The organism is Streptococcus mitis, from assembly GCF_000722695.1.
In the GTDB taxonomy this organism is placed as follows: domain Bacteria; phylum Bacillota; class Bacilli; order Lactobacillales; family Streptococcaceae; genus Streptococcus; species Streptococcus mitis_O.
The window spans coordinates 453,473-475,352 of sequence record NZ_JPFU01000013.1; the positions used below are offsets into that span (position 1 = coordinate 453,473).

The following is a 21,880-nucleotide window of genomic DNA, read 5'->3' on the forward strand; positions in this document are numbered from 1 at the left end:
ATCTTTGCTGGTTTCTCTATATTTTTTAGTTCTTATTTGCGATGCTCTTTCAATAGTTCTTCAAACTCAGAGACAGTCATACCTAACTGCTGGCTGGCAACCTCAGAAGTCAGAAGACCTTGGTGGACCATATCTAGGAAGGCAAAAAATTTCCCTTCCTCCCTAGCAGTTTCCAAGGCATAGTCGTGTGCTAATAATGCTTGTTCTTCGCGTCTGCGCTGTTCACTAAACATTTTCCTGTCCTCCTCGGACCAGCTCTTGTAGTCCAGCAGTTGGTCTGCCTGGCTAATAGCTCGCTCGGGTTGTTTAGTAAAGGGCTTGTTCCCAAAAAACTCCAACCACGGCTTGCGAATGCTATCTTTGCTGGTTTCTCTGTATTTTTTTAGTTCTTATTTATGATGCTCTTTCAATAGTTCTTCAAACTCAGAGACAGTCATGCCTAATTGCTGACTTGCAACCTCAGCAGTTAAAAGACCTTGGCGGACTAGATCTACTAACATAGTGAAACTTCCTTCAACTTTCCCACGCTCCAAGCCTTTTTCTTCAGCTTGTTCCAAGGCATAGTCCTGTGCTAACAAGGCTTGTTCTTCGCGCATACGTAGTTGACTAAACATTTTCCTGTCCTCCTCGGACCAGCTCTTGTAGTCCAGCAGTTGGTCTGCCTGGCTAATAGCTCGCTCGGGTTGTTTAGTAAAGGGCTTGTTCCCAAAAAACTCCAACCACGGCTTGCGAATGCTATCTTTGCTGGTTTCTCTATATTTTTTTAATTCCAAGAATGCCATCTTGACTAGATGGTTTTCTTGTCCATTGTTTGTGATGGTTAAAACCTCACCTGTCGAATCCTCTCGCATACTAAAGCTATGAAAAGCCAGGTCATCTGAGAAATAATTACTATCCACAATAGCGATTGCATATACTGGTGCGATGTGTTTGTAACTCTGATGAGTATCACCTTCACGTTGACGAATTTTTTCTAGATTTTGATTGACCTGACTGCATAAGTAAACCCACAAACGATTGATAAAAAAATTCTGATGATGAACTTGGATTTCAATAATTACTTGCGTTCCATTATCCAACTCCGCCAAGACGTCTATACTGGTATAGAAATCCTGCGCCGAGTACGGCAGGGAAGGCAAGACGTGAATATTACTTCCCTCCAAAATAGTTACATTTCTGGCTGGTAAATCCAACATATCGCGAATAAATTGACAAGTGATTTCTGGATTGCTAAAGATTTTCTTAGCAACCAAATCATTGGTAGGGCTGATGCCCGGATGACGTACAGTCATACTTTCTCTCCTTTCATTATAGCACATTTTTAAAACTAGGTTTACTAGATTCACTGCTACTATCTATTTATTCGGAAAAGAAAGGATAAATGAAATAGTAAATAAAAAATAAGAACAGCGGATAAGCAATAAATGTTAAGATTATCTATCCTTCTTACTTATCTGGTAATAAATGAGGTCCGCAAGATAGCCTTTTCTCTCTACACCATTGGTAATAGTCTTGAGATAGGACATTCCAGCCTTCTCCATGACACGACCTGAAGCTGGGTTGAGACTGGCATATCGAGCTCTGACCTTTTGAAAGCCTGCTTGAGTAAAACAGAAGTCCAAGACAGCTTTCAAGGCCTCCGTCATCATATCATGACCCCAGTATTTCTTGCCTAGCACATAGCCAATTTCACAAGAAGAATCGTTCTCATCTATTGCAACGATGCTAATATCTCCTATCACTTGCTCAGGGTTTTCTTTGAGGCAAATGGCCCATTTGTAATAGTTGGGATTAGCATAGGAAGCAACCCAATTTAGAATGGAGTTCCGAGTCACCTCGACATCAGGATGGGGATTCCAAGTAACATAGGTTAGATTCTCAGTAGACGAAGCCCAATTTTGAAACATGGCTTCCGCATCACTCTCCACAAATCTTCTCAAGATTAAACGTTCTGTCTGTAACATTTGCGTACCAATAGATTTCATGGTGCTACCTCACTTTCTAATAGATGATTCTCTGTTCAATCGCCATTGAAATTTGTTTTGCTTTCGAATCTCAAGGTTGTAAGCTAAAAAGGTCCACCGGACCTTCTTCGCTTTCTTATTTCCATGCTCGGAGTAAAAACCTCCACTGGAGGTTTTTCTTGCTTTTTAATTTCAGGGCAAGAAGCTAAAAAGGTCCCCCGGACCTTTTTACTCCCAAAAGTCATCAAATACGGTGATGGGTAGGTGGCGTTTGTGTTGGCCTTTTTGCCACCAGTTTTCGATTCTTGCTTGTGCTTCTGGGCTGATTGTTTTGCCTTCTAGGTAGTCGTCAATCTCCTCATATGTGACTCCAAGTGCGACTTCATCAGCTAGACCAGGTTTGTCTTCTTCTAGGTCTGCTGTTGGGATTTTTTCATAAAGGGCTGGGGCTGCACCTAGTTCCTTCAATAGTTGTTTTCCTTGACGTTTATTGAGGCGGAACAGGGGTAAAATATCTGCACCACCGTCACCAAACTTGGTAAAGAAACCTGTGATATTTTCCGCAGCATGGTCTGTTCCAATGACCGCTCCGCTATGAGTACCCGCAAGGGCATATTGGGCAATCATACGGCAACGAGCCTTGATATTTCCCTTGTTGAAATCTGAAACAGGACTACCTGTCGCTTCAACTGCTACTGTCATTGCGTCAGCTGATTCCTTTATATTAACTACCAAGCTGACATCTGGTCGGATAAAGGCTAGAGCTTTTTGAGCATCTGCTTCATCAGCTTGCACTCCGTATGGCAGGCGGACAGCGATAAATTTGTAGCTGTCATCTCCAGTTTCTGCTCGCAGTTCTTCCATAGCCAGTTGAGCCAAGCGACCTGCCAAGGTTGAGTCCTGACCTCCAGAAATCCCTAGTACAAAGGTTTTTAGGAAGGGATGTTTTTTCAGGTATCTCTTTAAGAAATCAATGGAACGACGAATTTCTTCCTGGGCATCAATCACTGGTTTCACGCCCAGTTCTTGTATAATTGTTTCTTGCAAACTCATTCTTCTTCTCCTTCACCAAGGGCTTCCTTGCGCATTTTGTCAATCAAGTCCATCTTGTCTTGCCATACATCACGCGCCAAATCCACTGGATAATGTTGCGGATTCAGCACGCGCTTGTACTCATCCCACAACTTGTCAAATTCCTTACGGGCATAATCCTGAATCTCAGTTAAGCTAGGCAACTTGTAAATCAATTTTCCGTCTTTGAAGATATCCACCAAGAGAGGCACGGCATCAAAATTACGAACCGTCTTCTTGATGTAGGTATAGGTCGGATGGAACATCTTGATTTCTGTCATGTCACTCACATCCACACCATCATAAGTAATGTAGTCGCCTTCTGACTTGCCTTTTTCACGACTGGTAATCCGCCACACCTGCTTCTTACCTGGCGTAGACACTTTTTCCGCATTATTAGACAGCTTGATGGTATTGCGCATGTTACCATTTTCATCTTCGATTGCAACAATCTTGTAAACTGCACCAAGAGCTGGCTGGTCATAGGCCGTAATCAGCTTGGTACCCACACCCCAGACATCAATCTTGGCCTTTTGCATCTTGAGGTTGAGGATGGTATTTTCATCCAAATCATTAGAAGCATAAATCTTAGCCTCTGTAAATCCAGCCTCGTCCAGTTGCTGACGAACTTTCTTGGAAATGTAGGCAATATCCCCAGAATCAATCCGAACACCCATAAAGTTAATCTGGTCTCCTAGCTCACGCGCCACCTGAATGGCCGCTGGTACACCGATACGAAGGGTGTCATAGGTATCCACAAGAAAAACGCAATTTTTGTGGGTTGCAGCGTAAGCCTTGAAGGCCTCATAGTCGTTACCATAAACCTGCACCAAGGAATGGGCATGGGTCCCCAAGACAGGAATATCAAAGAGTTTACCAGCACGCACGTTGCTAGTTCCATTGGCACCACCAATCACCGCTGCGCGTGTTCCCCAGATGGCCGCATCCATCTCTTGCGCCCGACGTGTCCCAAACTCCATCAAAGGCTCATCTTCAATGACTGAACGAATACGAGCTGCCTTAGTAGCCACCAAAGTCTGGTAGTTGACGATGTTCAAAAGGGCCGTTTCAACCAACTGACATTGGGCTAGAGGGCCTTCCACCTGCACAATAGGCTCATTAGCAAAAACCAAATCCCCTTCTTGGGCAGAACGAACCGTCAACTCCAATTTGAAATTGCGGAGATAGTCCAAGAATGCCCCATGATAGCCAAGCGACTCCAAGTAGGCGATATCACTATCTGAAAAACGCAAGTCTTCAAGATAGTTCACAATTCTTTCCAAACCAGCAAAAACCGCATAGCCGTTGTTAAAAGGCTGTTGGCGGAAATACACCTCAAAGACCGCCTTCTTATTGTGAATCCCTTGGTCAAAGTAAACCTGCATCATATTAATCTGGTACAAGTCCGTGTGCAATGTCAAACTATCATCTGGATACATACTTTTCCTACTTCCTTAGCTAGAAACCCATGAAAATTTTCAAGAACTTTCATGTATTCCAATAAATTAGTACTATTATATCACATTTTAGCTGGATTGAGAAAAGAGTAACAAGCTATTCTCCACTCTCCAGTTCATCCATGTCTTGCTCAAATTTTTTCTGAGCCCATTCGCCATAGCTCTTCAGACCGAGATTGCCGATAAAGACCCACGGAAGGTAAATGACATAAGTAATGACCCAAGCAGACAGGTATTTAACATTCAAAGGATTATGCTGATAAATTTCTATGTTGAATTGATAATTCTGCAACATCAAGAGAGTCGTAATCGCTAAGGTTAGGAAAAAACAACCCAAAATCGTAAAATGAAAGCGACTATAATAGGTCACTCCCAGATAACGGGCACGATTGAAAAAGAACAAAATCCCTACTATCAGAGTATAGACTAGAAAATTCGGATTAAAAAGAGAGGGAGCCAATACAGCCACCAAATAGCTTAGAAGCACAAGCCCAATGAAGAGGGTAAAGGATTCTGCCCCAGCTTTATTGATTAGTTGTTCTTCTCTTTCGTCAAGTAATTGATAATGAATGAATTTATTGACCATCTTCTTCCTCCCAAAATAGTTGGTCTAGGGTTTTCCCTAAACATCTGCAAATGGACTGGCAGAGTGAGAGACTGGGATTGTATTTTCCCGCCTCTATCAAACCAATAGTCTGGCGCGTCACCCCAACAGCCTCTGCCAGTTGACCTTGTGTTAAATCAAGCTCGACTCGAGCTAATTTTAATTTTAAATTTTTAGCCACCTGCGTCCTCCTTATAATTTTAATACTCATCTACTCTTAAAAAATCCAAAACTAACACAAGCTGTCAGCTATTTATTATAACCTCATTAATTAGCACTCCAATATTATCTTCAGCCTAAAATCAGTATGTTAGATTGTTTGAAATAAACTCCCTAGCTGGCTATTTGATTTTTTGTTTAGTATTAGCTTTAGTAGGGTCTTTTAAACGAGTTTTGATTGCTTGTATTTCTTGTTTAGTTTAGTTGGTTTCATATCACTATTATATAATGCTTTTGGAAATGAGTCTAGCATAAGACAAAAACGTATACACAGCAAGAGCAGGAGCATAGCAAGATGACTGATTTTTTTGCTTGATTTTAAGTCTGCAAAATAATACTAAACGAAACTAAAATGAATACTCCTTGCTTTTCTTAAGAGTGAAAAAATACAATAAAATGATTGTAATGATTACCACAAGATACTGACTAATAGACATCGTATTTGAAGCAACAAATACAGGTAAGGAATAAAAAGGAAGAAGTTCAATTGCTTTGATAAACAAATCATTACTAGTATTCATCATAATCGTATTTAATATATTAGGGACAAAGAGTAGTAAAGCTACTAAAATACCAAATACCAAGCCACTTTTCAATTTGTATAAATAGAAAATGTAAGATAATAGAAAATAAAATAGGACTAACAAAATTGTATTGACTACAATGACTGCTATAAAATCTAATCCTAAAGCACCTGGAACACCCAATTTACTTACGATGACTAGTAACAAAATGCCATTCAAAGCATAAATAATGGAAACTGAGATGGCATATAGAAAATTAGACAAGACGTAAATCATCCGATTTTTCTGTTGATTATAAAATAAACTGATCGTATTGTGGGAAAAATCCCTACTAATAATTCGGTTAGCATGTATAACAGCCATTAACATACCGAGCATAGCATAAAAGTTTGAAATATGCTTAATACCAAGCGATGTCCCTTGAGTCTTTAGAATAAAGAATGTAACCAATATCGGCGGTATAAACGAGATAATCAAACCAAGATATATTACGCCTGATGAATATAAATCTCTTATATCTTCCTTAAGAAAATTCAATTTATTTAATTTCATGATTATAACCTTCCTTTATTTTGAACGATTTAGATAAATATCTTTAAGCGTCTCTTTTTTAGTTTCAAAATCAACTACTTTAATAGAATTTTCGTTAAAAAATTTAAAAAGCTCACTACTTTGAATATTCCCAGACATAGTAATTTTCAGTCCCTCTTCCTGAACAATATCCCCAAATTCTTGTTTGGTAATGAAAATGTCTTTATCTGTAGCTGATGAAAAAGCTATCTCAAACAAGCAATTATGACTATCTTTTCCTACTTTTTGGAATGTCAAAAGCCCGTTCTCCAAGAAAAGAACCCTTTCACAAATTTCTTCAATATCTTCTAATTTATGACTCGATATTAAAATTCCCACATTTTCATGTAAAGCTAAATTTTTTAGAACCGCTAAAACTATTTGTGATGATTCAATATCTAAACCATTAGTCGGTTCATCTAAAATCAATATATCAGGTTCCGTAACAAGAGTTAGAAGCAAAGCTAATTTTTGTTTTGTACCCAAAGAATAGGTCTTTACTTTTTTATTAATAGACTGAGTCAAATCTAACTCTTGGATCAAACTTCCAAATCTTTCTTGATTGTAATCAACACCATATAAATTTGACAAATATTTTAAATTCTCTAAACCCGTTTTAGATAAAAATAATTTTGGTTCTTCAATTAAATACCCAACATTATCACTACTTATAATATTCCCTGAAGTCGGCTGATTATTCTGAACAAGAATTTTCATCAATGTACTCTTGCCAACTCCGTTTCTCCCTACTAGACCAACAATTTCACCCTTATTAAGTGCAAAATTTATATCTTTGAGAATGATTGAATGACCATAATGCTTACTTACATTTATAACTTCCATTTTTCAATTCCTCCATTAATATTCTTGGTTTTCTCTTTGATTCTCATTAATTTTAAAAAGTTGCGCCTCTTTTCGATATTATTATATCATATATCTAACTTAATGCAATATATAAATGTCTTTTTGTAACATTTTATTAACAAAACACTCTCTACCACAAAAAGATAGAGAGTGTTAAGTTTAAATATAGAATTTTAAAATTTCGACAACATCGCTTCTTTTCTTAACCTGATAGACCTTGATTCCCAATTTTGGGGCTACGATTGTATTGTCCTTAATATCTTTCTAGATTATAACTGATACTTATCGATAGTTACTCATATCCAGCAGTCCACCTTCATACTTATGTCAAGAACCCCTCTTTGCCTTATGCTTTCATATTCTACTTACAAATCCTTTTGGTAATAAAATCTTTGCCCTGTGTAGGGATAGTCTTGCAAAGCAAAGACTTCCTTGTAGCCATGTTTTTGATAAAAGTCTGGCGCTTGAAACTGGTAAGTATTGACAAAGGCAAAACGACAGTTTCGATTCTTAGATTCAGTTTCTGCTTGCTGCAATAGTTTTGAACCGATTCCTTGCCCTCTCAGTTCCTCTTTTACAAATAAATACTCAATTTCCAACCAATTTCCAAAAGTCTCTGCTACTAAGCCTGCCAGGAGATTCCCCTTTTCATCTTCGACATAAAGATTAAGCGGCTCACTTTCAGCCTCTTCTCTTTTGGAACGGTTATAAACACGAATCAGATTCCCTATTTCTTGTGATTTATGGGATTCCTTATTTTCCAATCTAAAGTACATCTAAACCTCCTCAAACACTGTTACAGCTTGATTATAGTCTTATTTCAATAGACTGTCAAATTAGCAAAAGCCCACCAACCTGAGTTGATGAGCTTCAAATTTAATACTATCACTGCTTATATTCTTTTAATTTATAATTCGATAAATAAGACTTCAACCCTTCTAAATCTGTCGTAGTATTAAACTGCAATTTCTCTAGCTTATTCATATCTACACTTCCATCTTTTTTGACTCCTGATGCATAACCATAATCTTTAAAATGAGTTTCTTTAGACCCATCCGACTTGGTTTCAGTAACTTTATAGATGATGCTTAGACCAATAATATTTTCATAAGCACTGTCACTTGATGAAAATATTCCTAAGTAAGTTCCTTGAGGTTCTAGGGTATAAGAAGATGAAGAGCTATTCTTGTTTTCAGACTTACTGTAGTCATCAATTTTCTTAAGAATATCCTTTAATCCCTTATTATTTGATCCATTTACCAGATCCATCTACACGGTAACCATCTGGTGTACGTTCGCTAACAGCCATCTTACCATCTGATTTAAGGTAATAATCTCCTACCCATTTGTTACGAGCGTAGCTACCTTCTGATGTCAAATAATAATATGATTTGTAGTTATTGTCATAAATCCACTCACTATTAGCCATCTTACCATTTGATTTGAGGTAATAACTTCCTGACCAAGCATTACGCGCATAGCTTCCTTCTGATGTCAAGTAATAGTAAGAACCGTAGTTGCCATCATAAATCCATTCACTCTTAGACATGTAGCCACCAGACTTGAGATAGTAATTCCCTACCCAAGCATTTTCCACGTACTCACCAGCAGCATTTAAATAGAAATAAGACTTATACTGTGAATCATAGATCCATTTGCTGATAACTTTTTGACCATGTTGGTAGTAAGAACGACCTACCCAACCATTCTTTCCACTTGGTTGCTCTGGAATTTTTGGTTCAGGTGTTGATGTTGGCTTTAAGTTAACCTTTTCGTATTTAACAAATTCTCCATCTTTAATTGTCAATTTAATAGCTCCAACTAAAGTAAAGTAACCTGACTCATGAGAAAGTGTCAAATCCTTAAATGAAACTAGATAGGTTCCATCTGGGTAAGGGTTCCCATTTAGAAAAGATAAATTAAACTTTGCTCTACCAACATTTTTCTTAGCTTCCCCATTTGTAACTGGCTTAATAATAATGAAAGTATTTGGATTTACCACCCGTCCTGTATTAGCTTCTAAAATTTCAACAGACTTAAACTGACCAGTTGCAACAGTTACATCAGGACGTTCTCCAACAATTTCCAAGTACAAGTTTCCATCTAGTCCCATCTGGGCAGTTACATCAGCATAAATCTTACGGTATTCTGCAGCTTCTACACTGCTTGTAGGGAGTACACTTGTTGTGATAACTCCTGCTGTTACGAGGCTTAACCCCATCACTGATCCTGTCAATACGTGTTTTAGTTTCATCTTCTATTTCTCCTTTTTATTCACTAACCTTATAATAAAATTCGTTTGGATTGGACAATGTATCCACGCTTTGGGTCATTAACAAACGATCCTTGCTACTGTCAGACGTATCTTTGAAAGTGGTATCACCTACGTTTATATCTGGATGCACAACACCTTTTGGAATGAGTATAACCGAAGCGCCACCTATACCACTGCTTGAGGTCATGCCAAATCGAACCATATTATTTACAATCTTAGGTACCGTGTCAGTCAAGACTGCACCATTTGTAAAGCCATACTCATCAAAAGTAACTTCTCCACCCTTGTTATTCTTCCAAGTCCCTTTGATACTACTAAAGTCTTTCTGGTAAATCTCAGCTAGATGAGCACCAGTCCCCTTTGCCTGCTCCTCTAGGTCAATAAATGGACGTTCTACCATAAAATCATCCACAGTCAACCAGTTCAAGCCTTCTAAATCCACCTCTTTAATCCCATCTAGCCCTTGTAAACTTGAAGGATCCTTGGTTTCTCTCAAATCATAGTCAACTGAGCTGGCTTCCTGATAACGACCATCTGCAAAGAGATAAGTTTTAGCAACAGCCTCAGGTCTAGGAGCATTAAAATTTAGATAAGAAATCGCTCCATTCTCATAAGGAATGAGTATACGACGTTCTCCACCTGTCCCAGCAACTCCACCTGACTTGACCAGCTGGGCTCCCTGATCTGTCAGATAATAAATCCCAAGTAAAATTTTATCTTGCTTAATTAGCAATTCTTTCTTCCCATCCTTATTGATGTCGTAGAAAGTATAGCTGATGTCTATCCCTTTGTAATCAAACAAAATGGAATCAATATAAGACTCTTCCTTATCACCTGTCGAGTACTGTGGCATTTGTTGATTTTGCGCTGCCTTAACTCGCTCTCTATAGGAGTCTAATATATTCTGATATACAATCTGGTAATCAATCTTTGCTTGTTCAGCTTTTTTATCTTTTGAAGCACTGGTTTGGACTGTAGCGTCAGTCGACTCTCCCTCACTCGTCTGGCTAGCTTGTTGCCCACAGGCTGCTAATAAAAGCACTGAGCTAGCTACTAACAAGCCACTAAAGATGCTTTTCTTGGACATAATACCTCCTTTATTTCTTTTTAAAAGATTTGCCAGCCAGTATACCAGTCGAATCTGAAGTAATGGTCAACTCTCCACCTTTAATCTCATAACCTAGTTTCATTGAAGATAATTCAAAAGTCTTTTCTTTCTGGTTGACATTCATCTCATATGTATGCTCCGTTTGCTGGCCCTCTGTTAGGAAACCAATCGTTTTTCCTTTTGTATGAACTTGTCCCTTATCACCCTTGATTTGGATAGTCACGGTTACTTCTTCCATAAATGGCATGCTACCTTGGTAGACATAGGTTCCATCTGCTGATGAACAGGCTACTAAAAGCAATAGGCTAGTTACTAACGATAATACAAATGTAACTTTCTTTTTCAATTTTATCCCTCTTTTTCTTTAAAGCAATTCCTAATCCTGCTAAGAAGCCATATCCTAATAAAGCTAGTAGGCTCACTTGACTTCCAGTATTTGGCAATGCTTTTTGTTCAGCTTCTTGTTTCGCTTGAGACAGAACTGCTGGTGCTTGGTAGCTTGGTGCTGGTCCCACAGGTTTCACATCTTGGTCACCAGATTGACCTGGCTCTTTTCCTGGTTCTTTTCCTGGTTCTTTGCTTGGATCCTTGCCTGGCTCTTCTACCTTAGTTTTTTCATTCTTAGGCTCATCAACTTTCGGTAGTTCTACTTTAGGTTGTTCAACTTTTGGTTCATAAACAGGCAACTTCTCCATTGGGAATTCTGGTAGTTCCGGTTGGATTAGACCTTCACCATTTACCCCACCTTTGAATTCTGGTTGTTCTGGAATAAGTGCGTCGTCGATTGTCTTACGTAGGAGCAATTTTTGATACTCGCGTTCTGCTTCATCTTTGACCTCACGAGCTTTTTCCGCTTCGTCTTCTTTTTGTTTCACGTCACGTTTTAAGTCGTCTACGTGTTTGCCGAGTTCATCCAACTCTTTTGACTTAGCTTTCAATTCTTCTTCCAGTTTGGCTTTTTCTTGGCTTAAACGAAGTGTCTCTGCTAACTTGTCTTTTGCCTTTTGGAGTGCGTCTTCTGCGTCTTTCAACTCTTTGTCGGCTTTCAAACGCTCAATCTTCGCAGTTTCCAATTCTTTGTCTTTTTGTTGACTTTCAGCCAGTTTCTTAGCCAATTCTTTGTCCGCTTCGGCTTTTGCCTTGCGAGCGTTTTCTAAACGTCGGGTTTTGGCATTGTCGTCAAGCGTTGCATGTTCTAGCTTACGTTGAGCGTCTTCTGCTTTTTCTTTAGCTTTTTCTAGCTCTTTGACCGCTTCGGTACGTTTTGCTTCTTTAGCTGGCGTTTCAGACACTTCTTTTTCCAAGTCGGCAATACGTTTCTCAATTTCTTGAAGCTCTGTTTTCACTTGTTTCAAGTTGTCTTCAGCGGTTTTCTTGTCTGCTTTGGCTTTTTCTAATTCTGCTTCGACTTGTCCCTTGTCTTTCACCGTTGGGGTTGGAAGGTTAGCTTTAGAATTTGGACCATAGAGTTCATCAAACTTAGCTTTTTGGATGTCTGTATCAGCGTTGTCGATAGAATCTGCGTTTTTCACATTCAAAACGTGAATACGGAAGAGGTGTGTCCAATATTGAGAACCAAGGGCATCTAAAATTTGTCCCCCTTTGATAAGAGAGGTGTTCAATCCTAAGCTGTCAGCTTGTAGTAGGCTATAGAAGTGACCGTAGTGCCTATTCGTATATCCTTCCGCAAATAACGACAAAAAATTCTCTGTCAAATTTGCAATGAGTTCTTGTTTGGTCATTTTATCAGTTCTAGTAAAGAGAGTCAGGAGGTTTTCATAATATTGCCTAGTCGTTTCAACACCTGGATTGGCAGAAGTTGCTAATCCTCGTTTACGAGCGACCTCGTTAATGCCTCTTCCGAAGTGCCCTTTACCTTGGTAGTCATTGTCTTTGTAAACTTTTGCGACTTCTTTGGCAAAATCTTTTTTATTTGTATTGAGTTTTGCCTCTGGCAAGTTCAATTGTTTACGAAGACTGTTGAGAAGGGTAATAAATCGGTCATTCAATTCATCAACAACATCTTGAGGGAGGTTATTTGGGTCATATTTGACGTCTGTGTTGTCGTCTTGAAGTCCATTTTTTCTGATGTTGCGGATTCGATTCGTCCAATTTTCATTGGCTTGTCGGTCTAATTTAATGAGTTCATCTTCTAGTCGGCGAATATCTTTACGATATTGTTCCAACCAAACGTTATAGCGAGCTCTCCATGCTTCGCCAGCTTTGTTGATTTGGTCAAGGTTCATGCCTGTAAAATCTGGGTATGGTTCTGGATAAGATTCTTTGTATTTGTGAATCAACTCTTTCGCTTTATCACGCCATTCTGGAGTTAGGACGACGTCTGTTGGGTATTGTGCTGTTTTCAATTTTTCTTCAGCATCTTTTATGGTTTGTTCTGCGTCTCTTACATCACCTTCTTTTGCTGTCTTATCCGCTTCTTTGTCAGCTTTGTTTTGACGTTCTTGACTTTTCTTAGCTTCACGCGTTTTGTCGGCTTCTTTTGCTTTTTCAAGCTCTGTTTCCGCATCGCGTTTGGCTTGGTCTTTGATAATCACATCTTTATCCGCGTTATCTTTTTCTTTTTGTGCCTTGTCTTTAGCTGCTGGGTCAAAGTCGTCCGTTGCGTCTTTCAGCTCTTTTTCGGCCTTTTCGCCCCCTGTACGGGCTTTGTCAAGCTCTTCTTTAGCGCGTTTGGCCTCATCAGACTTTTTAGTAACTTGGTCAGCCTTATCTTTGTAATCAGCTTCTTTGTCTGTTTTAGCCTTTTCTTTAGCGTCTACATCGTCTGTTTCCTTTTGGATTTTCTCAGGTGTAGCATCTTTTGCCTTTTCAAGGTCTTTTTCAAGGGCATCTTTTTCAGCTTTTTTAGCGTCTTTGTCTTTTTGTGCCTTGTCAAGCTCGTCTTTAGCTTTCCCAGCGTCTTTTGCTTTTTGATCAGCATCTTTAGCTGTATCTACAGCACGTTTTTCAGTATCAGACATGTCTTTGTCTGTGACCTTATCATTGACAGCAGCAGTTACTGTGTTTTCAGTTGGAGCCTCAGTAGCGAATACCGTTGTAGAAGTTGCCGCAGCACCAAGGGTTGCCGCAAGAGTAGCAGTTGTCATAATTAGGGATTTTTTCATCCTTATCTCCTTTACTTTTAATTGACTTGATTATACAGTAAATAATCCCCTTTTTGGATATTTCTACTGAAAACAGTAGAAATTTATACCCCCCCCCGACTTTTCCAAAAAAATCTACTAAAAACAGTAGTTTTTTCCAAAAATGGAGAAATTTAAGTTATAATAAAACCAATAAAACTCAAGGAGAACATTATGGAATTCAATCACTATGGAGAAATCATTCATAAAATCCGTCAAGATCGCAATATGAGCCTTAAAGAGGCTGCTGGAGATGCCATTACTCCCAACAACCTCAGTCGTTTTGAAAAAGGGTTAGCAACTGTCAAAGTCGATACTTTCTTTGAAATTTTGAGCAAATTTAATTTAGATGTAGAAGACTATGCAGAATTGTTAAATATTCAAGATGAGTTTGGTCAAAGAATAAAACAATTTGTGAATGCATTAAGTAAAAATGATCAAATGAAAGCTAGACAAATACTAGGAAAGAAAAGTGACTGGGGAAATATCATAGAGTATTACACCCTAAAATTATACGCTATCAGCCAAGCGAGGAAATTGGATGAATTAACTCCTGATGAACTAGAAGCTGTTCATTACTTGATTGACTATATCTTAAGTATAGATACTCTATATATTCGTGATTTTGTTATTGTTAGTGTTCTCCTTGATTGTCAAGATCAATTTTTTGAAGTACAATTCCTTGAATACCTCGAAAGTCTAATTGTCAAAGGATTAGAAGAAGTTAAGTATAGAACTGCAGAGCTTGCTCGTACATATGCTAACTCTGGTATTAATTTGGTGAGGGCCTACTCTCGCTATGGCTACTATGATAAAGCTGAAAAACTCATCTATAAGTGGAAACTAATACTATCTCATGAATCCTACGATTTCATTACAACAAGTCCCCTATTTTTGTTGAACATGTATGAAGTATACAATCTACTTCGACAAAACAACCCTAAGGCTATTGAACGAGCTAATGCTGTTATTCATTACATTGATGCCCAGAACGACCTTTTCCCACTATCATATATGTATGCTTGGAAAAATGTATTTATCCAAGAAGTTCAACTACTAAATAAAACAGGCATTCCATTCCCTACAGAAGATGAGGAATAACTATCCACATCTATACAGAGCAACATGTTTATAACTTCAAAAACACCAAAGTCACTTTGACTCTGGTGTTTTTTACCTTTATTTTAAACCAAAAACCCACCAACCTAAGCTGATGAGTTTCAAATCTATTTTCTAAATTTCCACTGGCTATAAATACCAAAACCGATAATCCAGATAGCTGATCCGATTGCTCCTACAAATGTAGACTCTTGTAAAAAGAGGGTTACAAAGACAAAGGCAAAGAAGAGCATGGTTAAAGGATTTAGGAAACGATAGTAGGGCATGAGATAGCCATCCTCCATAAAGTCCGATGACTTGCGGTATTTAAGGTGAGCCACCATAATCAAGATATAGATAGCTACATAAACACCTGATGAAGAAGCTGTTATCAAGGCAAAGGCATCAGAAATTCCTGGTAGGACATTAATAAAAGCAGCTGTAGCAATTAAAATAGTTGAAGCCAAAATTGCATTTTGAGGAACATTATAGCGAGATAAGGTATCTGCTTTAATTGCTTTTAAGAGAGGATTTGGCAAATCATGAGCAATCTGATACAAGTGACGACCTGTTGAATAAAGGGTTGAGTTAAGGGCAGAGGCTGCTGAGGTCAAAACAACAAAGTTAATCAAGGCTGCCGCCCACTTGATACCGGCCAATTCAAATACAGTAACAAAGGGAGAATCTGCTGAAGCTAGATCTCGCCACGGAATAATCGCCATAATGGCAATTAGAGAACCTCCATAGAAAAAGGCAATACGTAAAGGAATTTCCTTAACTGCTTTTGGCAAGACCTGACGTGGATTTTTTGTTTCCGAAGTCGTTACTCCAATAAACTCAATCATGAGGTAGGCAAAGAAGACCATCTGGAAAGCCATAACAAAGTTGACACCACCATTAGGAAAGAGTGAGAAATTATCCGTAATATTGGCTAAACTAGCTACTCCATGAGGTGTCTCAAAACCTGTTAGAACCATAAAGATACCAGTCACAATCATAGCAAGGATAGCTACAATCTTAATCATAGCAAACCAAAATTCAACTTCTCCAAAGAGTTTAACAGCTATTAGATTGACCAAACCTAAAACAGTTAAAAATCCAACTTGAATTAACCAACTAGGCCATGAAGGAAACCAAAACTGAACATAGTGCGAAATAGCCGTAATTTCTGCCATACCAATAAAGACAACAGATAACCAGTAAGACCAGACTGCAAAATGTCCCCAACCCTTACCTAAATGGCGAGTAATAAAGTTAATAAAGGTATGTTGCTCAGGATCTTGATAGAGCATTTCTCCGACCGCTCTCATCATAAGGAACATAAAAGCTCCTGTAATCAGGTAAATTAGTACAATCGAAGGTCCTGTCAAACTGATAGAACGACCAGCCCCCAGAAAGAGGCCTGTTCCAATAGTTCCAGCAATGGCCATAACCTGTACGTGACGATTGGTCAGACCACGCTCCATCTTATTTTGCTTCTTTTTTGAACTCATATAGTCTCCAATTCTTTTTAAACCTAAAAGGGAGTAATCAGGGTGTTTCCCTCCTTCTGCTCCCTTTAATCATTAGGCTGTTTTTTCAACCTTTAAGATTTTCACATCATAGCTACCCACAGGTGTTTCGACAGTTGCTGTATCACCTGTTTTCTTACCAATCAAGGCTTGTCCGATTGGGCTTTCATTTGAAACCTTACCTGCAAAGGCATCGGCACCAGCTGAACCTACAATGATATAAACCTCTTCTTCGTCCTCACCAATTTCTTGGATAGTCACTGTTTTACCAATTGCGACTTCGTCTTGGGCAACAGAGTCGCTATTGACGATTTCAGCATAACGGATTTTTGTTTCCAGGCTAGAGATTTGACCTTCAACAAAGGCTTGTTCATCCTTAGCTGCTTCATACTCACTATTTTCTGAAAGGTCACCGTATGAACGAGCAATCTTGATACGTTCTACCACTTCTGGTCGACGGACCAATTTCAATTCTTCTAATTCTTTTTCTAGTTTTTCCTTTTCCTCAAGTGTCATAGGATATGTTTTTTCTGCCATTTTTCTCAACTTTCTTTTACTTTATTTTTTAAAACAAAATTATGTGGAAAACCACATAATTTTAGTTTGAACTACTTGATTGCGTTAATTTATTATTGATATGTTGTGCAACATTTTGGTCATGATCTGCCTTGTTCGTAGCGAAGTATACCTTGCCATCTGTAACATCTGCTACAAAGAATAAGTTATCACTCTTAGTTTGATTGATACTTGATTCAATAGCATCCGCGCTTGGACTATCTACTGGTCCAGGCATCAGACCTTGGTTTGTATAAACATTATACGGAGAATTGACGGTTGTATCAATTTCAGTATCATCAGCAAGACTAATCTTCTGACCAAGTTTTCCTTCAGCATAGAGAATAGCAATATTACTTTGTAAAGGCATACCAAGATTTAAACGATTGTAGAAGACACCTGCAATCATCTTACGATCTTCAGTTTTCGCTCCTTCTTTTTCTACCAATGAAGCAATGGTTAACAACTCATTGACTGTCAAGTGTTTAGACTTAATTGTACTATAGTGTGGAGTCAAGGTCTTATCCATGGCAGCCAACATCTCGTCAATCAAGCTTTCAATAGTTGTGCTTTCCTTGATAGAGTAGGTAGCTGGGAAGAGGAAACCTTCCAAACGGTAGCGAGCACCACTTTCTTTTGTAGGCAAGCTTTCTAGTAAGTTTGAATATTTAGAAACTTCTTGACTGATAAAGTTATCATCTTGAACTTTAGCCAAGAAAGCATCCGCAGTCAAAGGCTCTTTAAAGTTACCTTGCAATTGACCTACCACTTGGGCAATTTGATCAATCGTGTAGCCTTCTGGAATCGTCAAGCTGGCTAGTACAGGTTCTTGTGCTTCAGCTGTACCACCCTTTTGCAATTCCTTGATCAAGTCATCCGTACTCATGCTCTTCTGCAGATTGTAATATCCAGCCTTCAAATCTGAATAATTCTTGTACTTAGTATACATACCAAAGACAATGCCGTGTTTCACCAAACCTGCCTTTTCAAGAGTTGAACCAATTTCTTGAACACTGGCTCCTTCAGGGATTTGAACTGTTACATATTCTTTTGAAGTAGGATCAACTGGTTCTAATGAAGCCAGCACATACTGATAACCAAAGTAACCACCTGCCGAAAGTAAGGCAAGAAAAATCAGTAAAGAAATGAAGAAGGCCTTGAATCCAGATTTTTTCTCTTTCTTAGGCTTAACTGGTTTTGCTACTTCTCTACGACTACGGCGTGGTGTATCACTGATGATGTCCACTGTTTCTGTAACAGGCGTCGGTGCTTCTGGACGTGCCTGTTCTTCTTTTTTCTCTACTGTCTTATAGGACACAGCTACCCTTGTTGGGGTTTCATTATATTCTCTTTCGACTTTATTAGGTCTAACAGAACCTGGTCCTGGTCTTGGTCCACTCTCATCTGCTGGTGAAGCAGGGACATCTTGACTTGGATGGCTAGGAGCCACTGAAGCATCCTGACTCGGATGACTAGGAACTGCTGGAGCAACCCGACTTGGATGACTAGGAACTACTGGAGCATTATTTATAATACTTTCTACCGCTGACAAGGAATCAGCCATCAAGTCCTCAGCAGAGGGCCCACCTGTAGGAATAGAAGCTCTGTTTTCATCTCCTGCTAGAGTCTGATCATAACTTTTTGATTTTTCTAGATCTCGTAAAATCTGCTCTTTAAAGCTTAATTTTTCATCTTCTCTTGATTTTTCACTCAAAAGTTTTTCCTCCTCGTTGACAATCCATAATATTATATCTTAAAAACGAAAGAAAAGCAACCTAGCATGCTTTTCTGACTTATTTTTTATACTCAATGAAAATCAAAGAGCAAACTAGGAAGCTAGCCGCAGGTTGCTCAAAACACTGTTTTGAGGTTGTAGATAAGACTGACGAAGTCAGCTCAAAACACTGTTTTGAGGTTGCAGATAGAGCTGACGTGGTTTGAATTTAATTTTCGAAGAGTATTAGCTTCCCAGACCATATCATACCAAGTTTCCCCTGCAAAGGTTGACTGGGACAGGCCTTCATTGACAAATCCATGTTTTTCATAGTAGGCAATGAGATAGTCATGACAGGTTAGATTAATACCTTCTCTTTCGTGTTTAAGAGCCAGTTCTTTCAAGGCTGTTAGCAATTTCTGACCCAGTCCTAGACCCTGTGCCTCCTTGGCAATAGAAAGACAGGTCACAGAGATATAGCCACCAGAATCATGACTATGGTCTTCTATCTCTTCTGTAAAAGACTGATCTTGCAGGTGGCGGTGGGGGCTAACTGGCCCTTCTATATAGCCCATGATTCTGCCTTCTTTTTCCGCAACCAGAAACGAGGTCTGAATTTCTCGCAAATGCGCTTCAAAGACAGATCGAGGAATGGCTTCTTCGACCGAGAAATTCTCTAGTTCAATCTCGACAATCCGATCCAAATCTTCTAATCTTGCTTTCCTGATTTTCATTTTGCCTCCAGATAAAAGAGATTAAACCAAATCATACTATAACCCTGACTAATTGCATAAAGCGAAGTTTCTTCATCAATAAAACCGTTCATTTCAAAATAGGAAAGCAGCTCATCAGGACTCTCCAAACGAATAGCTTTGTAATCCAGCTCAACTGCCACCTCTTTCAAAGCCGCAAGAAGAAGCGTGCCAAAGCCCTGTCTCTGATGGTCAGACTCAATGACTAAAGAATGTATTTCTAAACATTGCGGATTGTGTGGGTAAGGACCACCTAGAACATAGCCTAGAAGCTGATTTTCATCCCTAGCTAGAAGAAAGGTATCCGCAGACTTACGGATACTTTCTTCTAAGATATGGGAAGGTTGCTGCTTTTCAGCTGGAAAAGATGATGCTTGAAGTGCCTCTATCTCAGCCAAATCAGACTTATTTGCCTGAATAATCTTAATTGGAATTTCCATGGGAACGTCCTATTGAACATTGCTTGTCAAATTAGACAAGAGACGCTCAAATGAGTATTCATAGGTTTGGATATCTCCTGCTCCCATAAAGACATAAACAGCATTGTCATGGTCAAGTAGTGGCGAAACATTTTCAACAGTGATCACTTGGTGTTTTTTGTTGATTTTATTAGCTAGGTCTTCTACCTTAACATCACCATGGTCTACTTCACGAGCAGATCCATAAATTTGTGCTAGGTAAACAGCATCCGCTTGGTTCAAAGCATGGGCAAAGTCGTCCAACAAAGCAATGGTTCTTGTAAAAGTATGAGGTTGGAAGATTGCGACGATTTCCTTGCTTGGGTATTTTTGACGAGCCGCATCCAAGGTCGCAATGATTTCTGTTGGATGGTGGGCAAAATCATCGATAATCACAGTATCATTGACAATTTTCTCAGTGAAACGACGCTTAACACCAGCAAAAGTTTTCAGGTGTTCACGCACCAAGTTCAAATCAAAGCCTGCTGTATAAAGCAATCCGATAACGGCTGTCGCATTCATGATATTGTGACAACCAAAGGTTGGGATATGGAATTGACCCAATTCTTGACCACGGAAGTGAACGGTAAAGGTTGAACCAGTCGTAGAACGAAGAAGTTCGCTAGCTACAAAGTCATTACCTTCTGCTTCAAAACCATAGTAATAAACTGGTGCATCAGACATAATTTTACGCAACTCTGCATCTTCACCATAGACAAAAAGACCCTTAGTAATTTGTTTGGCATAGTCGTTAAAGGCATTGAAAACATCCTCTAGACTTGTGAAATAATCTGGATGATCAAAGTCAATGTTGGTGATGATAGAATATTCTGGGTGGTAAGGCATGAAGTGACGCTCATATTCGTCAGATTCAAAGACAAAATATTTGGCATTGGCTGAACCACGACCTGTCCCATCTCCAATCAAGAAGCTAGTATCTGTGATGTGAGACAAGACGTGCGACAACATACCTGTCGTTGAAGTTTTTCCGTGCGCTCCAGCAACTCCCATGCTGACAAAGTCACGCATAAAGCTACCTAGGAATTCATGGTAACGTTTGTAGCTGATACCATTTTGGTCCGCATAGGCAATTTCAACGTTGTTATCTGGGCGAAAGGCATTTCCAGCGATAATTTCCATATCACCGTCTAGATTCTTTTCATCAAAAGGAAGAATGGTAATTCCTGCCTGCTCTAAACCACGTTGAGTAAAGTAGTATTTTTCAACATCAGATCCCTGTACCTTGTGTCCCATTTGGTGCAACATCAAGGCCAAGGCACTCATCCCTGATCCCTTAATTCCGATAAAATGATATGTCTTTGGCATGTTTTCTCCCCTATTCTGTAATTCTGGTCAGATTCAACTCTTGGGCAACCCGACGTTCTTGTTCTTTTTGTTGATTCTTTTTATTGTAAATTTGGCTCTTCTTCAGAAAATCATAGTTGTTTTTCTTTGGAGCAGGTGCTGACACTTCTTCATTCTTGGTAGAGATAGATTTGACTTCTTCCGCCAAGATATAATGAGACTGGGTCAATTTTTTGCTATATTTGACAAATTCACCAGGATTTTCCTTTTGGAAAGGCGCGGTAGGTTGATTTCCCTGTCTAACTAGACTTGGCTGAGAATAGCGTCTTGTAGGAGTAATGTCCTTAGTCAGATAGCTTGCTGAGCGTTTCTTTTTCAAGTCCGCACGCGCTTCTTCACGCGCTACCTCTGCATAGCTCTTTCCTTCTTTTTTTACCCCTAAAGGAGCCTTTTTAGGTTTCCCTACTGGCTTTTCAATCGGTTTGACTGGTTTTTCTTCAGTAATAGGAGCCCACTCCAGATAATTTTTATCACGGTATTCTCCCTTGATATTACTGATAAGATCAGACTCATCGTACAAGTTCATGACTGGCATTTCAGTCAGTATGACCTCATCATCTGACACCAATGGAAATCGTTCTTCTCTCATTTTCTATTTCCTTTCAACACTTCATTATAGCGTATTGTC

Annotated in this window: 22 protein-coding genes and 1 pseudogene; 1 reads left to right on the plus strand and 22 read right to left on the minus strand. The window is 39.0% G+C overall.

Annotated features, from left to right (window positions below; genetic code table 11):
* Positions 1-32: 32 nt before the first annotated feature.
* From SK629_RS12675 to SK629_RS07600, 15 genes and pseudogenes are all read right to left on the minus strand, one after another.
* Positions 33-389: pseudogene (locus tag SK629_RS12675) on the minus strand (hypothetical protein); the annotation flags it as partial.
* Positions 390-1,292 (minus strand): Rpn family recombination-promoting nuclease/putative transposase, encoded by a 903-nt coding sequence (locus SK629_RS07535; protein ID WP_042901292.1) that lies wholly within the window; start codon positions 1,290-1,292, stop codon positions 390-392.
* Positions 1,293-1,433: 141 nt separating this feature from the next.
* Positions 1,434-1,985, minus strand: coding sequence for a GNAT family N-acetyltransferase (locus SK629_RS07540; protein ID WP_042901293.1), 552 nt, complete (start codon positions 1,983-1,985; stop codon positions 1,434-1,436).
* A 207-nt stretch (positions 1,986-2,192) separates the two neighbouring features.
* Positions 2,193-3,017 (minus strand): ammonia-dependent NAD(+) synthetase, encoded by an 825-nt coding sequence (gene nadE, locus SK629_RS07545; RefSeq protein ID WP_042901294.1) that lies wholly within the window; start codon positions 3,015-3,017, stop codon positions 2,193-2,195.
* Complete coding sequence (locus SK629_RS07550) at positions 3,014-4,474, minus strand: nicotinate phosphoribosyltransferase (RefSeq protein WP_042901295.1); 1,461 nt, start codon at positions 4,472-4,474, stop codon at positions 3,014-3,016. Before SK629_RS07550 ends, nadE begins: the two co-directional genes overlap by 4 nt.
* Positions 4,475-4,589: 115 nt before the next feature.
* Positions 4,590-5,078, minus strand: a complete 489-nt coding sequence (locus SK629_RS07555; protein WP_042901296.1) for a DUF6773 family protein — start codon at positions 5,076-5,078, stop codon at positions 4,590-4,592.
* Positions 5,068-5,277, minus strand: coding sequence for a helix-turn-helix transcriptional regulator (locus SK629_RS07560; RefSeq protein ID WP_042901297.1), 210 nt, complete (start codon positions 5,275-5,277; stop codon positions 5,068-5,070). The genes SK629_RS07555 and SK629_RS07560 overlap by 11 nt, the downstream gene beginning before the upstream one ends.
* 385 nt (positions 5,278-5,662) lie before the next feature.
* Positions 5,663-6,391, minus strand: coding sequence for an ABC transporter permease (locus tag SK629_RS07565; RefSeq protein WP_042901298.1), 729 nt, complete (start codon positions 6,389-6,391; stop codon positions 5,663-5,665).
* Between the two features lie 15 nt (positions 6,392-6,406).
* Positions 6,407-7,252: an ABC transporter ATP-binding protein gene (locus SK629_RS07570; RefSeq protein ID WP_080710253.1), complete on the minus strand. Its 846-nt coding sequence runs from the start codon at positions 7,250-7,252 to the stop codon at positions 6,407-6,409.
* Positions 7,253-7,638: 386 nt separating this feature from the next.
* Positions 7,639-8,049, minus strand: coding sequence for a GNAT family N-acetyltransferase (locus SK629_RS07575; protein ID WP_080710254.1), 411 nt, complete (start codon positions 8,047-8,049; stop codon positions 7,639-7,641).
* A 109-nt stretch (positions 8,050-8,158) separates the two neighbouring features.
* Positions 8,159-8,542, minus strand: coding sequence for a hypothetical protein (locus SK629_RS07580; protein ID WP_042901300.1), 384 nt, complete (start codon positions 8,540-8,542; stop codon positions 8,159-8,161).
* Positions 8,517-9,527 (minus strand): hypothetical protein, encoded by a 1,011-nt coding sequence (locus SK629_RS07585; RefSeq protein ID WP_042901301.1) that lies wholly within the window; start codon positions 9,525-9,527, stop codon positions 8,517-8,519. Before SK629_RS07585 ends, SK629_RS07580 begins: the two co-directional genes overlap by 26 nt.
* Positions 9,528-9,543: 16 nt before the next feature.
* Complete coding sequence (locus tag SK629_RS07590) at positions 9,544-10,635, minus strand: DUF6287 domain-containing protein (protein ID WP_042901302.1); 1,092 nt, start codon at positions 10,633-10,635, stop codon at positions 9,544-9,546.
* Positions 10,636-10,645: 10 nt separating this feature from the next.
* The gene (locus SK629_RS07595; RefSeq protein WP_042901303.1) at positions 10,646-11,002 is read right to left on the minus strand and encodes a hypothetical protein; all 357 of its coding nucleotides are present in this window, start codon (positions 11,000-11,002) and stop codon (positions 10,646-10,648) included.
* Positions 10,962-13,781: an SEC10/PgrA surface exclusion domain-containing protein gene (locus tag SK629_RS07600; protein ID WP_050492359.1), complete on the minus strand. Its 2,820-nt coding sequence runs from the start codon at positions 13,779-13,781 to the stop codon at positions 10,962-10,964. The genes SK629_RS07595 and SK629_RS07600 overlap by 41 nt, the downstream gene beginning before the upstream one ends.
* A gap of 192 nt (positions 13,782-13,973) precedes the next feature.
* Here SK629_RS07600 and SK629_RS07605 point away from each other — a divergent pair, with 192 nt between their 5' ends.
* Positions 13,974-14,900, plus strand: a complete 927-nt coding sequence (locus SK629_RS07605) for a helix-turn-helix domain-containing protein (RefSeq protein WP_042901304.1) — start codon at positions 13,974-13,976, stop codon at positions 14,898-14,900.
* A 125-nt stretch (positions 14,901-15,025) separates the two neighbouring features.
* Here SK629_RS07605 and SK629_RS07610 read toward each other — a convergent pair whose 3' ends face one another.
* The 7 genes from SK629_RS07610 to SK629_RS07640 form a co-directional block, all read right to left on the minus strand.
* On the minus strand, positions 15,026-16,390 hold the full coding sequence (locus tag SK629_RS07610; protein WP_042901305.1) for an amino acid permease: 1,365 nt from the start codon (positions 16,388-16,390) through the stop codon (positions 15,026-15,028).
* A 72-nt stretch (positions 16,391-16,462) separates the two neighbouring features.
* Positions 16,463-16,945, minus strand: coding sequence for a transcription elongation factor GreA (gene greA / locus SK629_RS07615; RefSeq protein WP_000818769.1), 483 nt, complete (start codon positions 16,943-16,945; stop codon positions 16,463-16,465).
* A 61-nt stretch (positions 16,946-17,006) separates the two neighbouring features.
* Positions 17,007-18,677, minus strand: coding sequence for an endolytic transglycosylase MltG (gene mltG / locus SK629_RS07620; protein WP_042901306.1), 1,671 nt, complete (start codon positions 18,675-18,677; stop codon positions 17,007-17,009).
* A 182-nt stretch (positions 18,678-18,859) separates the two neighbouring features.
* Positions 18,860-19,411 carry a GNAT family N-acetyltransferase gene (locus SK629_RS07625; protein WP_042901307.1) on the minus strand — a complete coding sequence of 184 codons (552 nt, stop codon included), beginning with the start codon at positions 19,409-19,411 and terminating at the stop codon, positions 18,860-18,862.
* Positions 19,408-19,869: a GNAT family N-acetyltransferase gene (locus tag SK629_RS07630; protein ID WP_042901308.1), complete on the minus strand. Its 462-nt coding sequence runs from the start codon at positions 19,867-19,869 to the stop codon at positions 19,408-19,410. The genes SK629_RS07625 and SK629_RS07630 overlap by 4 nt, the downstream gene beginning before the upstream one ends.
* 9 nt (positions 19,870-19,878) lie before the next feature.
* Positions 19,879-21,213 (minus strand): UDP-N-acetylmuramate--L-alanine ligase, encoded by a 1,335-nt coding sequence (gene murC / locus SK629_RS07635; protein ID WP_042901309.1) that lies wholly within the window; start codon positions 21,211-21,213, stop codon positions 19,879-19,881.
* Positions 21,214-21,223: 10 nt separating this feature from the next.
* The gene (locus SK629_RS07640) at positions 21,224-21,841 is read right to left on the minus strand and encodes a hypothetical protein (protein ID WP_042901310.1); all 618 of its coding nucleotides are present in this window, start codon (positions 21,839-21,841) and stop codon (positions 21,224-21,226) included.
* Between the last annotated feature and the right edge of the window lie 39 nt (positions 21,842-21,880).